14 protein-coding genes are annotated in these 11,707 nt (G+C 68.1%); all 14 read right to left on the bottom strand.

Annotated features, from left to right (window positions below):
* The 14 genes from AC5P8Y_RS17765 to AC5P8Y_RS17700 all read right to left on the bottom strand — a co-directional run bounded on the left by AC5P8Y_RS17765 (window position 1) and on the right by AC5P8Y_RS17700 (window position 11,675).
* The gene (locus AC5P8Y_RS17765) at window positions 1–432 is read right to left on the bottom strand and encodes an acyl-CoA thioesterase (RefSeq protein ID WP_495202109.1); all 432 of its coding nucleotides are present in this window, start codon (window positions 430–432) and stop codon (window positions 1–3) included.
* Window positions 419–1,969 carry an HAL/PAL/TAL family ammonia-lyase gene (locus AC5P8Y_RS17760; RefSeq protein WP_495202108.1) on the bottom strand — a complete coding sequence of 517 codons (1,551 nt, stop codon included), beginning with the start codon at window positions 1,967–1,969 and terminating at the stop codon, window positions 419–421. Before AC5P8Y_RS17760 ends, AC5P8Y_RS17765 begins: the two co-directional genes overlap by 14 nt.
* On the bottom strand, window positions 1,959–2,900 hold the full coding sequence (locus AC5P8Y_RS17755) for a lysophospholipid acyltransferase family protein (RefSeq protein ID WP_049403647.1): 942 nt from the start codon (window positions 2,898–2,900) through the stop codon (window positions 1,959–1,961). Before AC5P8Y_RS17755 ends, AC5P8Y_RS17760 begins: the two co-directional genes overlap by 11 nt.
* A gap of 1 nt (window position 2,901) precedes the next feature.
* Window positions 2,902–3,672, bottom strand: coding sequence for a glycosyltransferase family 2 protein (locus tag AC5P8Y_RS17750; RefSeq protein ID WP_049403646.1), 771 nt, complete (start codon window positions 3,670–3,672; stop codon window positions 2,902–2,904).
* A complete protein-coding gene (locus AC5P8Y_RS17745) occupies window positions 3,662–5,347 on the bottom strand; it encodes an ApeI family dehydratase (RefSeq protein WP_495202107.1) in 1,686 nt (561 codons plus the stop codon). The genes AC5P8Y_RS17750 and AC5P8Y_RS17745 overlap by 11 nt, the downstream gene beginning before the upstream one ends.
* Window positions 5,340–5,891 (bottom strand): COG4648 family protein, encoded by a 552-nt coding sequence (locus AC5P8Y_RS17740; RefSeq protein WP_005414874.1) that lies wholly within the window; start codon window positions 5,889–5,891, stop codon window positions 5,340–5,342. The genes AC5P8Y_RS17745 and AC5P8Y_RS17740 overlap by 8 nt, the downstream gene beginning before the upstream one ends.
* Window positions 5,892–5,913: 22 nt before the next feature.
* Window positions 5,914–6,171 carry an acyl carrier protein gene (locus AC5P8Y_RS17735; protein ID WP_005411609.1) on the bottom strand — a complete coding sequence of 86 codons (258 nt, stop codon included), beginning with the start codon at window positions 6,169–6,171 and terminating at the stop codon, window positions 5,914–5,916.
* Window positions 6,172–6,188: 17 nt separating this feature from the next.
* The gene (locus AC5P8Y_RS17730; RefSeq protein WP_005411610.1) at window positions 6,189–6,446 is read right to left on the bottom strand and encodes a phosphopantetheine-binding protein; all 258 of its coding nucleotides are present in this window, start codon (window positions 6,444–6,446) and stop codon (window positions 6,189–6,191) included.
* Window positions 6,433–7,230, bottom strand: a complete 798-nt coding sequence (locus AC5P8Y_RS17725) for a lysophospholipid acyltransferase family protein (protein WP_005414875.1) — start codon at window positions 7,228–7,230, stop codon at window positions 6,433–6,435. Before AC5P8Y_RS17725 ends, AC5P8Y_RS17730 begins: the two co-directional genes overlap by 14 nt.
* Window positions 7,223–7,966 (bottom strand): beta-ketoacyl synthase chain length factor, encoded by a 744-nt coding sequence (locus AC5P8Y_RS17720; RefSeq protein WP_049403644.1) that lies wholly within the window; start codon window positions 7,964–7,966, stop codon window positions 7,223–7,225. Before AC5P8Y_RS17720 ends, AC5P8Y_RS17725 begins: the two co-directional genes overlap by 8 nt.
* Window positions 7,967–8,183: 217 nt before the next feature.
* Window positions 8,184–9,197, bottom strand: coding sequence for a cytochrome d ubiquinol oxidase subunit II (gene cydB / locus AC5P8Y_RS17715; RefSeq protein WP_005414876.1), 1,014 nt, complete (start codon window positions 9,195–9,197; stop codon window positions 8,184–8,186).
* A 1-nt stretch (window position 9,198) separates the two neighbouring features.
* Window positions 9,199–10,596, bottom strand: a complete 1,398-nt coding sequence (locus AC5P8Y_RS17710) for a cytochrome ubiquinol oxidase subunit I (protein WP_288418896.1) — start codon at window positions 10,594–10,596, stop codon at window positions 9,199–9,201.
* A 213-nt stretch (window positions 10,597–10,809) separates the two neighbouring features.
* Window positions 10,810–11,025 (bottom strand): hypothetical protein, encoded by a 216-nt coding sequence (locus tag AC5P8Y_RS17705; RefSeq protein ID WP_049433077.1) that lies wholly within the window; start codon window positions 11,023–11,025, stop codon window positions 10,810–10,812.
* Window positions 11,022–11,675: an RNA polymerase sigma factor gene (locus AC5P8Y_RS17700; protein ID WP_049403641.1), complete on the bottom strand. Its 654-nt coding sequence runs from the start codon at window positions 11,673–11,675 to the stop codon at window positions 11,022–11,024. Before AC5P8Y_RS17700 ends, AC5P8Y_RS17705 begins: the two co-directional genes overlap by 4 nt.
* Between the last annotated feature and the right edge of the window lie 32 nt (window positions 11,676–11,707).

The raw sequence follows: 11,707 nt of genomic DNA, 5'->3' as shown, positions 1-11,707 counted from the left end.
TCACGGCGCAGGCACTCCCAGGCGTTCCCACAGTACCGGCGGGCACTGGTACAGCATTTCCTTGCTGGCCGCGTCCACCGCGACCTGAATGGTCATCGCCCGGGTCAGCACCTGGCCGCTTCCCGCATCGAGGATTTCGTACTCGATCTTCAGCCGGTTCTCCCATTCCACGATGCGCGCGACCACGCGCAGCGCCTGGTTGAACAGCAGCGGGCGCACGTACTTCACCCGCGCATCGACCACCGGCCACAGGTAGCCTGATTCGAGCATCTGCGGGTAGTCGTAGTCGTAGCGGCCGAGCAGCGCGCAGCGCGCGATCTCGAAGTACTTGAAGTAGTTGCCATGCCAGACCACGTTCATCGGATCGCAGTCATGGAAGGCGGGGGTCAACGCAATCTCGCCAACCCGTTCAATGGCCTCATTCACCGGCATACAGCTCCCAACGTTGCGCGCGGATCTCCACCAGCAGTTCCCGCAGTTCGCGATCCAGCGCGCGGTCTTCCTCGACCAGGGCGATGCGTTGCCCCAGGTCGGCGTACATGTCGGCCAGACTGCCATGCAGCTGCGCATTCAGGCCAACCCGTTCACGCAGGGCCAGGCCCTGGCGCGCGGCGATCAGCATTGCCGCCACCACCTGTTCGGTCAGCTCGATCACGCGCAGGCAGTCGCGCGCGGCGATGGTGCCCATGCTGACCTTGTCCTGGTTGTGGCACTCGGTGGAGCGCGAGAACACGCTGGCCGGCATGGTCTGCTTCAGCGCTTCGGCAGTCCAGGCCGACACGCTGATCTGCAGTGCCTTCAGCCCATGGTTGATGGCCGCGCGCGGACCGGTGGCCGCCGACAGGTTGGCCGGCAGGCCATGGTTGTAACGGGCGTCCACCAACAGCGCCAGCTGCCGGTCGAGCAGATCGGCAACGTTGGCCACGGTGTTCTTCAGGGTGTCCATCGCCAGCGCGATGTGGCCCCCGTAGAAGTGGCCACCATGCAGGATGCGCTCGCCGTCGGCGTCGATCAGCGGGTTGTCGTTGGCGCTGTTCAGTTCGGTCTCGATCAGCTGGCGCAGGAACGGCAGGCTGTCCTCCAGCACGCCGATCACATGCGGTGCGCAGCGCAGCGAGTAGCGATCCTGCAGGCGCTGTTCATTGCGCGGCGGGCGCTCGCTGTGCAGGTCGCTGCGCAGGCGCGCGGCGATGCGGCCCTGGCCCGGGTGCGGCTTGGCGGCGAACAGGGTTTCGTCGAAGTGGTGCGCGTTGCCGTCGCTGGCCAGCACGTTGAACGCGGTCAGGCGCGTAGCCATGCGTGCCAGGTAGTCGGCGCGCTGCCAGGCCAGGCAGGCCAGGCCGGTCATCACCGCGGTGCCGTTCATGATCGCCAGGCCTTCCTTCGGCCGCAGCTTCAGCGGGGTCATGCCGATCTTCGCCAGCACGTCCGCCGCCGGCTGCACGCGGCCGTCGTGCAGCACCTCGCGCTCGCCGCACAGCACCGCCGCCACGTAGGACAGCGGCGTCAGGTCGCCACTGGCACCGACCGAGCCTTCGGCCGGAATCATCGGCAGCACGTTGTGCTGCAGCAGCGTGGCCAGGCCTTCCAGCAGCGGCAGGCTTACACCGGACATGCCGCGCACCAGAGAGGCCAGGCGCGCCGCCAGCACCGCACGGGTCTCGACCGGGTCCAGGTAACGGCCCAGGCCGCAGCCATGGTAGGTGTACAGGTGGTGCGGCAGTTCAGCCACCAGTGCCGGTGGGATGTTCACCGTGCACGAATCGCCATAGCCGGTGGTCACACCGTAGATCACGCCATCCTCGCGCAGCAGGCGGTCGAGGAAGTCGGCACCACGCTGGATGTGGGCGCGGAATGCCGGCGCGTCGCTCAGTGCGGCCTCGCACTGGCGCTGGGCCAGGGAAACCACGTCTTCGATGGTCAACGGTGCATCGCCAAAGCGGCACACGGGTACGGCGTCAGTCGTCATGCGGAGCCTGATCCCAGAAGGGGAAGAAATTGAACCAGTCCAACGGGGACTGGATGACCTGGAGTTCCAGCCAGCGCGCGAAGCGCTGTGCCTGTTCGGCCAGTGCCGCATCGCGTGAGCCGCGCGGCAGCACGATGCGTTCGGCGAACTGTTCGAATGCCACGCGGTAGCCCTCGCCCTGGTGCAGGCAGGCCATGGTGTAGACCGGGCAGCCCAGTGCGGCGGCGAGCACATAGGCACCGATCGGGAACGGGGCGCGGTGGCCAAGGAAATCGGCGGTGACGCTGCGTCCGCCCTGCACCGGCGTGCGGTCGCCGACGATGGCGACGAAGCCCCCCGCCGCGACGCGCTCGGCCAGCATCACTGCCGTGGCCGGGCCCATTTCGGTTACCTGCACCAGTTCCACCGCCGCCAGCGGGTCCAGCCGTTGCAGCAGGCGGTTGAAGCGCTGCGCATGCGCGGTGTGCACCAGCACGGTGATGCGGAACCCCGGCACCTGTTCGGCCAGCACCTGGCACAGTTCCAGGCAGCCGATGTGCGCGGTCAGGATCAGCCCGCCTTCGCGGCGCGCGATCTTCTCCAGCACCAGGTCGCGATGCAGGTGGATGCGTTCGGCGGGGTAGCGCCCGCCGAGGCCGAGGATCTTGTCCAGCATCGTGTCGGCGAAGGCGAAGAAATGGCGCAGGCTGTCGCGCCGGGTCGGCGCACGGCCGAGCACGCCGCTGTGTGCCTGCAGGCGCTGCAGGTACTGCATCGAGGCCTGGCGGCCGACACGGTTGCCCAACCAATGGCAGGCCACCACCGGCCACACGCACAGGCGGAATGGCCAGCGCCCGAACCAGCGGTGCACCCAGCACAGGAACAGCACGCCGGCAACCGACGTGGATTCGCCGATGTCGGCCCAGTGCGGAGCGTGCGGTCCGGTCGCCATCTCAACCCTGCCCGCGCAGGCGGCGCCACAGCAGGCGCGGCGCGCGCCAGAGCATGCCGAAGAACAGGCGGGTGTGCATGCGGCTGATGCGCACGTTGTCGCGCCACACATCGAAGTGCGACACGCCATCGGCAGGGTAGGTCACGCGCGTGGCCAGGTGCTCGACCGGCAGCTGCCGCCAGTACAGGCGCACCATCACTTCAGTATCGAAATCCATGCGCCGGCCGATGGTCTCTTCACCGATCAGGCGCAGCACCGGCGGCAATGGATACACGCGGAAGCCGCACATGGTGTCGCGCAGGTGCAGCGACAGCGTGTTGATCCAGACCCAGATATGGGTCGCGTAGCGGCCATACAGGCGTGCCTTGGGAACACTGGCATCGTAGGCCGGAATGCCGCAGATCACCGCACCCGGGTGCGCGCGCGCCGCCTCGATGAAACGCGGCAGGTCGGCGGTATCGTGCTGGCCGTCGGCATCGATCTGCAGCACGTGGCTGTAGCCACGCGCAGCGGCCTCGGCAAAGCCGGCCAGCATCGCCCCACCCTTGCCCTGGTTGATGTTCAGGCGCAGCAGGTCGACGCCCTGGCGCTGTGCCAGCGAACGCAGCACCGTCGCGCACGCTTCATGCGAGCCATCGTCGACCAGCAGGCACGGCAGCCCGGCGGCCTGCACGCCTTCGACCACCGCCGCGATGGCGTGCTCGTGGTCATAGACGGGAATCACCACCAGTGGCGCGAACGCGGCACCGGCAACGGCCGGGTCAGTCCGCATCGGCGAAAACCACCTTGCCGCTGGCATGCACGCCGTGGCTGGAGGTGTAGCGGAAGGCCAGCACATTGCGCGTGGCATCCCAGTCCAGCTGCAGGGTCAGCTCATCGCCCGGGCGGGCCACGTGCTGGAACTTCACCGCATCCATGCGCAGGAATCCGGCCGGCATGCTGAACGCCTGGCGGCCAAAACGCACGGCCCAGTCCAGCTGCGCCACGCCGGGCAGGATCGCCGCCTGCGGGAAGTGGCCCTGGAACGGCCGCAGCGCCGGGTCGAGGGTCATGCGCAACGTAGCGCTGGCAGCATCGCGGTGATCCCAGACCGGCACCGGCATGAGCGGCTGGAACAGCGCCGCCAGTGCCGCCTGGGTGACCTTGCTCTGTGCATTGATCGGCAGCGCCTTCACCAGGCGCCAGCGGCGCGGCCGGGTGACCGCGTCATGCGCCTGTGCCAGGCGCGCGCCAAGGCGCTGGCCCAGCGCGCGGCGCGCGGCGTCACCGCCCTCCAGCAGCGCCAGGTTGGCCGGTACCACCACCGCTGCCAGCTGCTCACGCTGTCCCGGCAGGACCAGTACTCTCACATCGTCCACTTCGGTGTCTTCGCGCAGCGCGCGTTCCAGCGCATCCAGCGAAACGCGGCGCTCCTCGATCTTGACGATGCGGTCGGCGCGGCCCAGAAGGCGGAAGCGGCCATCGGCCAGGGCTTCGACACGGTCCTGGGTGCGCCACCAGTCGAGGGTTTCCAGATGCGCCGAGGCGACGGCCAGGCAGCCATCCTCGATGCGCCACTGCACGCCCGGCAACGGCTGCCACGGTGGCAGGTCGGTATCCCAGCGGCGCCAGGCGATACCCCCGGTTTCGCTGCTGCCGTAAACCTCGGTCGGTGCCACGCCCAGCCATTGCCGTACCTGGCGTGCGGCTTCTTCGGGCAGCGGGCCACCGGAGGAGAACACCGCGCGCAGGCGGCCGTGCAGGCCGGCCCAGTCGAGCTGCTCGGGCAGGCGCTTGAGGTGGGCTGGCGTCGCCACCAGCACCGTGTCGGTACCGGCCAGCGCGCCCACCAGGTCTTCGTGGAAGAACCGGCGCGGATGGATCAGGCGGCCGGCGGCCAGCGGCCACAGCACCCGGAACAGCAGGCCGTAGATGTGCTGGTGGGACACCGTGCCATGCACCTGCACGCCTTCCAGCTGCGCGCCGAACGCAGCCTGCAGCGCATCCACCTCGCGCGCCAGCTGGTCCATGCGCTTGTTGATCGCACTGGGCTGGCCCGTGCTGCCGGAGGTGAACACGCACAGCTCGCAGACGCGCTCGTCCAGCACCTGCAGTTCGCCGTCCACGCCAACGGTGGGGGCAACCAGCGCTCGGTAGTCGGCGGAAACATCGCCGGCGAAACCGCTCACCTGTGGCTGCAGCGCCTGCAGCGTGGCCGGCAGGTTGTCGGCAGCCAGAAACACCCGCTTGCCGGCATGCCAGGCGCCGAACAGCGCAGCAGCGAAGGCCACCGCATCATCGAAGTACAGGGCCCAGTCACGGCCATCGGCAGCAGCAAAGGCCGCACGCCAGGCCAGCACCCGCTGGCGGAAGCGGGCATGGTCGATTACCTCGCCATCGCACACGCCGATGCTGCGCTGCGGCTGCGGGTCCACCAGCAGCCGGTCCAGGGCAATCCACTCAGCCATGCGCGTGCGCTGCCTTGACCCGACGCCGCACCAGCCACTCACCTGCAAACAACACGCCCATCATCACGTACGCCAACAATCCGTTGTAGAGCATCCAGACCCGGTCCGACGCGTAAAGCGCGGTCAGCAGGGCCAGGCTGCCGTTGAGAACGAAGAAGCCACACCACACCTGGGTGACGCGGCGGGTATAGGCCACCGCGAACGCCGGCAGGTCCGGCTCCTGCAACCGCGCCAGGCGTTCCACCAGCGGCGGGCCGAAGCGCAGGCTGGTGCCGAACACCGCCAGCATCACCATGTTGACCAGCGCCGGATACAGCTTCAGCGGCAGGGCCTGGTTCAGCACGGTGGCCAACACGGCCAGCAGGCCGGTTCCCGCAGCGGCGGCCCACCACAGCGGCTGGCGCGTACTCAGCGCACGCAGCAGGGCCAGGGTGAACAGCAGCAGCGACAGCCAGCGTGGCTCGAAACGGCCCATCGCCAGGTACACCAGCACCGGGTAGGCCAGCGAGATCGCGGCCACCACGACCGTGCGTGCGCGTGCCATGGCGGAGCCGCCGGCGCTGCGGTCAGGCGGCTGCCTGGTCCGGCAGCAACCCATGCACGACATCGACGATGTCCTGCACGGTGCGCACGGCCTTGAACGCTTCCGGCTGCAGGTTGCGGCCCAGCAGCGGCTTGAGCTGCACGATCAGGTCGACCGCATCGATGCTGTCGATATCCAGGTCGTCGTACAGGCGTGCCTCGGGGGTGATCCGGGCGGTTTCGATCTCGAAGCTGTCGGTCAGGATGCTGACGATGCGTTCGAACAGTTCATTCTTGGTCATGGCAATTCCTGGCGCCGTTACGACTGGCGGGCGGCGACGAACTCGCCGAGCGCGCGCACGCTGGAGAAATGGCGACGGGTTTCTTCCGAATCGGCCGAGAGGCTGACACCGTACTTCTTCTGCAGCGCCAGGCCCAACTCCAGCGCGTCGATCGAATCCAGGCCGAGGCCCTCGACGAACAGCGGCGCGGTCGGATCGATGTCCTCCGGCGTGATGTCCTCCAGCGAAAGGGAGGAAATGATCAATTCCTTGATCTCGTGCTCAAGTGCTTGCACGGGGCGGCTCTCCAGACAGGTCGAAATAACGAGAAAGGTGCTCGGTAACGCGGCGTGCCGCCAAGGCATCCCCCCTTGGCGAGTCGTCTTCGGCCAAGAAAGGCGCGATCGGGATATCTTCGCCGATCTGCAGCCGAACGTGAAAGCGACGTGAGGGGACACGATACCACTTCTGTCCCTTGGTCAGGGTTGGCGGGCTGCAGGTGATCCGCACCGGGGTGACGTCGATGCGGCCCCGTACGGCGATGTTGGCGGCCCCGCGCTGCAGGCGCGGCGGCTGCCCGGGCACGCTGCGGGTGCCCTCCGGGAAGATGACCAGGGTGCCGCCGGCATGCACCGCGGCCACGCAGTCATCGACCAGGCCGGCGCCATCGTCATTGGAAATGTAGCCGGCGGCCCGTACCGGACCGCGCATGAACGGGTTGCAGGCCACGGCCCGCTTGACCACGCAGTCGGCGTTGGGAAGCAGCGAGATCAGGCAGACCACGTCGATCAGGGTCGGGTGGTTGGCCAGCACCAGCAGGCCGTCACGCTGCAGGCGTTCACCACCCTCGATCTCGTAGGTCATCACCCCAAGCCCGCGCATCAGCCGCAGATGGCTGGCGAACGCGACCTGGACCACGCGCCGGGCGCGCCGGCGACGGGCCACCGGGTCCCGCATCAGCAGCAGTACCGGCATCACCAGGACGCCGAGCAGCAGCCCGCCCAGGCCAAACGCAACAAAGCTCAGGCCGGTGCCAAACACCCGCCAGGCGTGGTCGAGGCGGCGCGGCAGCTCACTCACGGCGGCCCCAGCGCCAGCGCTGGCCATGGGCCACGTGCTCCAGCGCTGGCGCGCCGGACAACAGGAAGCGATGCAGGTCCAGCGCGTGCGGCAGCAGGCCGGGCACAGTGCTGGCCTGGCCGTCGGCCGGCTGCCACTGCAGCGCCAGCGTCGGCCGGTCCTCTGCTGGCGCGGTCAAACGCCAGCACCAAGCGAAGAACGGGTCGGGTTCGTCGGCGAACGTCGCGTAAACCTCCGGGAGCGGCGACTCGTAGACCACCACCCGCACCTCGCGGGCGCCATCGGCCAGCAGGGCGACGGCCTCCAGGCACGCGGCTTCGACCGTTGCCTGGCCAGCCGCCAATGCCAGGTAGTTGCCGCGATGGCCGCGGGCGATTGAATACAGCGCGGCGATCGCGTTGTGCACCGACAGGCCAAATCCGGTGGGCGACAACGGCTGGTCGCCGACCAGCGCCCCCAGCAGGTCCATCGAACGTGCGACGTCGCCATGGCGGCTGGCGAACACCAGCGGCACGTCGCTGTCGGCCCCCTGCCCGTCCTCGCACCAGCACGCGGTCTGGATCGCCATGCGGCCCAACCGCTCGATGCGACGGCGTTGCATTGCCGGAACCTCTGCCAGTGCCGGCGTATCCCCGCCGTGCGGCAGGTACGGCGCTTCGGCCCAGCCCAGCCACTGGCTACGCTCGCTCAGGCCGGGCGCCCACGCGGCCCAGTCGACGATGGAGAATTCAATCATTTAGCGTTGGTGCTTCAACGGGAGAACGATAGGCACGAGCCATTACGGCGACGCGCGGCGGCCCCCCATTCCTGCAGCCGTGCGTCCGTCCAGGACGTCGCCGGCTGCCCCCCTGGCTGCCGGAAAGGAGCGCACGCTAGCACGTCCCGCCCGGGGTGTGCAGGTTTCACATTCCCCAACACGGGGCCCGGCACCTGCGGGCCCCGCCTTCAACCCATCAGTGGTAACCGGTGTCGGCGTGCACCTTGCCGCGGAACACCCGGTACGACCACGCCGTATAGCCGAGGATGACCGGCAGCAGAATGACCAGCCCGACCAGGGTGAAGCCCAGCGAGGAGGCCGGCGCGGCGGCCTGCCACAGGGTCATCGACGGCGGCAGCAGGTACGGCCACATGCCCAGCACCAGGCCAAGGAAACCAAGCACGAACAGCGCCAGGCTGAGCAGGAACGGCGGCAGGTCGCGGCGCGGATGGGTCGCACTGCGCCACAGCGCGGCGGCCACCGCCAGGGTCAACAGCGGCACCGGCGACAGCCACCAGAAGTTGCCGTCGCTGAACCAGCGCGCCATCAGCCGCGAATCGAGGAACGGCAGCCAGCTGCTGACCAGGCCCATCGCTGCGATCACCGCCACCACCAGCGGCCGGGTCATCTGCCGTGCCAGCGCCTGCACGCGGCCTTCGGTCTTCAGGATCAGCCAGGTGCTGCCCAGCAGCGCATAGCCGGCTACCAGCGCGGCACCGGTCAGCATCGCGAACGGGCTGAACCAGGCGAACGGCCCGCCCTGATAGACACCGTCCACCAGCGGGATGCCCTGCACCAGGGTGCCGAGGATCACGCCCTGGGCAAACGTGGCCAGCAGCGAACCGAGTCCGAACGCCACGCTCCACAGCCGGCGCGACCGGTGTGCCTTGAAGCGGAACTCGAACGCCACGCCGCGGAACACCAGCGCCACCACCAGCAGCAGCACCGGCAGGTACAGCGCCGACAGCAGCACCGCATAGGCCTTCGGGAACGCCGCCAGCAGGCCGGCGCCACCCAGCACCAGCCAGGTCTCGTTGCCGTCCCAGATCGGCGCGGCGGTGTTCATCATCAGGTCCAGCTGTTCCTCGTCCTCGGCGAACGGGGCGAGGATGCCGATGCCGAGCACGAAACCGTCCAGCACCACGTACATCAGCACGCCGAAGCCGATCACCGCGAACCACGCCACCGGCAGCCAGGTCATCAGGTCCATGTCAGCGCTCCTCCAGCGGTTCGTCGGCCGCCGACAGCGGGCGTGCCGGGGTGTGGCTGCCGTGGTCCAGCGATGGCCCATCATCGTGCGGACGCGGTCCGTGGCGCAGGATCTTCACCAGGTACCAGATGCCCCAGCCGAACACGAAGGCGTAGCCAACGACGTAGACCGCCAGCGACAGCGCGGTCATCCACGCGCTCTGCGGGCCGACCGCATCAGCAGTGCGCAGCACGCCATACACCACCCACGGCTGGCGGCCCATCTCGGTGACGAACCACCCGGACAGCAGCGCGATGAAGCCGCTGGGCAGCAGCCAGTTCCAGCCGCGCAGCAGCCACGGCGAATCGAGCAGCTTCTTCCGCCACAGCTGGAACGCCGACACCCAGGCCAGCAGCAGCATCAGCGTGCCCAGCCCGACCATGATCCGGAAGGCGAAGAACACCGGCGTCACCGGCGGCCGCTCGCTGGAGGGTACCGAGGTCAGCGGGTCGAAGGTACCGTCCAGGCTGTGGGTGAGGATCACGCTGCCCAGCTTCGGAATGGCAACTTCGAAATCATTCCGCTCTTCCTTCTCGTTCGGCAGCGCGAACACCACCAGCGGTACGCCCTCGCCCTCCTTGGTTTCATGCCAGTGCGCTTCCATCGCCGCGATCTTCATCGGCTGGTGCTTGAGCGTGTTCAGGCCATGCATGTCGCCGACGAAAATCTGCACCGGCACGGTCAGTGCCGCGAACGCCACCGCTGCCACCAGCATGCGCCGGCCCGCTTCCACATGCGTGCCCTTGCGCAGGTACCACGCACCGACGCCACCGATCACGAAACAGGTGGTGATGAACGAACCCAGCGCCATGTGCGCCAGGCGATAGGGGAACGAGGGGTTGAACACCACCTGCCACCAGTCCACCGGATGCACCACGCCGTTGACCATCTCGTAGCCGGCCGGCGTATGCAGCCAGCTGTTGGACGACAGGATCCAGAACGTGGAGAACAGCGTGCCCAGCGCCACCATGCAGGTGGACAGGAAATGCAGGCGCGGCGAGACGCGGCCCCAGCCGAACATCATCACGCCGAGGAAGCTGGCTTCCAGGAAGAACGCGGTCAGCACTTCGTAGGTCAGCAACGGGCCGATGACCGTGCCGGCCACCTCGCTCAGCCGTGGCCAGTTGGTTCCGAACTGGAAGGCCATGACGATGCCGCTGACCACGCCCATGCCGAACGACACCGCGAAGATCTTCTGCCAGAAGAAATACAGCTCGCGCCACACGGGCAACTTCGTGCGCAGCCAGCGCCATTCGATGAAGGCCAGCCAGCTGGCCGTGCCAATGGTGAAGGCGGGGAACAGCACATGGAAACTGATGACGAATCCGAACTGGATCCGGGACAACAACAACGCGTCCAAGGGACGCCTCCTGCCTGTGACCGGTGGGATACCGGACCACTTTAGGAGGATTTCGTTAAGACGGGATGCGACCGGGTGACGCGCTGCTTCACTTTGTCGCAGGGGTCAACCGTTCTGGTAGCTGCCAACCTTGGTTGGCACACACGCCCAAACGCCGACCCAGGTCGGCATCTACCAACGGCGACTGGAACGGCCCACCGCCCGGAGGGCGCCTCAGTGCCAGAAATACCAGGCCGCTGCAGCCAGCAGCGCGCCAAACAACAGCACCTGCACCAGCACATAGACCACACCACTATCGCGCGACTCAGCGGCAATGCGCTTCTGCAGCGCCTCGCTCACATCCGGCGCGTCTTCCTGCTGCGCCTGCTCACGCAACGCCTGGGCCAGCGCGCGCTCTTCCGCATCGCGGGGGTCGGTGGGTAGGTTCACAGCAGTTCTCCAGCGGAGGCGCGCCGCGTCAGTTCCTGCTTCAGGACCTGGCGCGCGCGGTGCAGGTGGCTCTTGATGGTACCGCGCGCCAGCCCGGTCACCTGCTCGATCTCGGCCAGATCGAAATCCTCCAGGTAGTGCAACCCGACGATCAGCCGCTGCGGCGCACTCAGCCGTTCCAGTGCTGCGCCCAGCTGGCGCCCGGCCTGCAGCACCTCGCTCAGTTCCGCCGGGCCCGGGCCTTCATCACCGATGCCAAGTTCTTCCGGCACCTCCACCGCTACCATCCATTGCGCTTCCAGGCGTCGCCGTCGCAGGTGCTGCAGCGCAGTGGTGTAGGCCACCCGCGAAACCCAGGTACGCAACGAAGATTCAAAGCGGAACCGGTGCAGCTGGCGGAACACGGCCAGGAAGGTTTCCTGCAGCAGGTCGGCCACCTGATCGCGGTCGCCCACCATGCGTCCGATCACATGCGCGCAGGTGCGCTGGTGGGCTTCAACCAGTTGCGCGAAGGCCGCCTGCGAGCCATCGATGATGGCCCGCACCAGGGCCTGGTCCGCATCCAGCGGTGCAGCGGGTGCCGCCGTCGCCGCTGTATCGTGGCGGCGACGGCCCCGCAGTGCCGACAGTGCTTCGCCGAGCAGGCTCATCTACGGGGCGCCCCCTGTGCCCGTGGCACGCC

The sequence above is a fragment of the Stenotrophomonas sp. YJH_SMC_12-1 genome (genome assembly GCF_059370935.1).
Note: the sequence above shows the minus strand (reverse complement) of the source record. Positions and strands in the feature narration are given on the sequence as shown.

What these genes read in the sequence shown, in the direction of transcription:
- AC5P8Y_RS17765 (WP_495202109.1), bottom strand. Translation starts at nt 432, where the DNA reads ATGCCGGTGAATGAGGCCATTGAACGGGTTGGCGAGATTGCGTTGACC.
- AC5P8Y_RS17760 (WP_495202108.1), bottom strand. Translation starts at nt 1,969, where the DNA reads ATGACGACTGACGCCGTACCCGTGTGCCGCTTTGGCGATGCACCGTTG.
- AC5P8Y_RS17755 (WP_049403647.1), bottom strand. Translation starts at nt 2,900, where the DNA reads ATGGCGACCGGACCGCACGCTCCGCACTGGGCCGACATCGGCGAATCC.
- AC5P8Y_RS17750 (WP_049403646.1), bottom strand. Translation starts at nt 3,672, where the DNA reads ATGCGGACTGACCCGGCCGTTGCCGGTGCCGCGTTCGCGCCACTGGTG.
- AC5P8Y_RS17745 (WP_495202107.1), bottom strand. Translation starts at nt 5,347, where the DNA reads ATGGCTGAGTGGATTGCCCTGGACCGGCTGCTGGTGGACCCGCAGCCG.
- AC5P8Y_RS17740 (WP_005414874.1), bottom strand. Translation starts at nt 5,891, where the DNA reads ATGGCACGCGCACGCACGGTCGTGGTGGCCGCGATCTCGCTGGCCTAC.
- AC5P8Y_RS17735 (WP_005411609.1), bottom strand. Translation starts at nt 6,171, where the DNA reads ATGACCAAGAATGAACTGTTCGAACGCATCGTCAGCATCCTGACCGAC.
- AC5P8Y_RS17720 (WP_049403644.1), bottom strand. Translation starts at nt 7,966, where the DNA reads ATGATTGAATTCTCCATCGTCGACTGGGCCGCGTGGGCGCCCGGCCTG.
- cydB (WP_005414876.1), bottom strand. Translation starts at nt 9,197, where the DNA reads ATGGACCTGATGACCTGGCTGCCGGTGGCGTGGTTCGCGGTGATCGGC.
- AC5P8Y_RS17700 (WP_049403641.1), bottom strand. Translation starts at nt 11,675, where the DNA reads ATGAGCCTGCTCGGCGAAGCACTGTCGGCACTGCGGGGCCGTCGCCGC.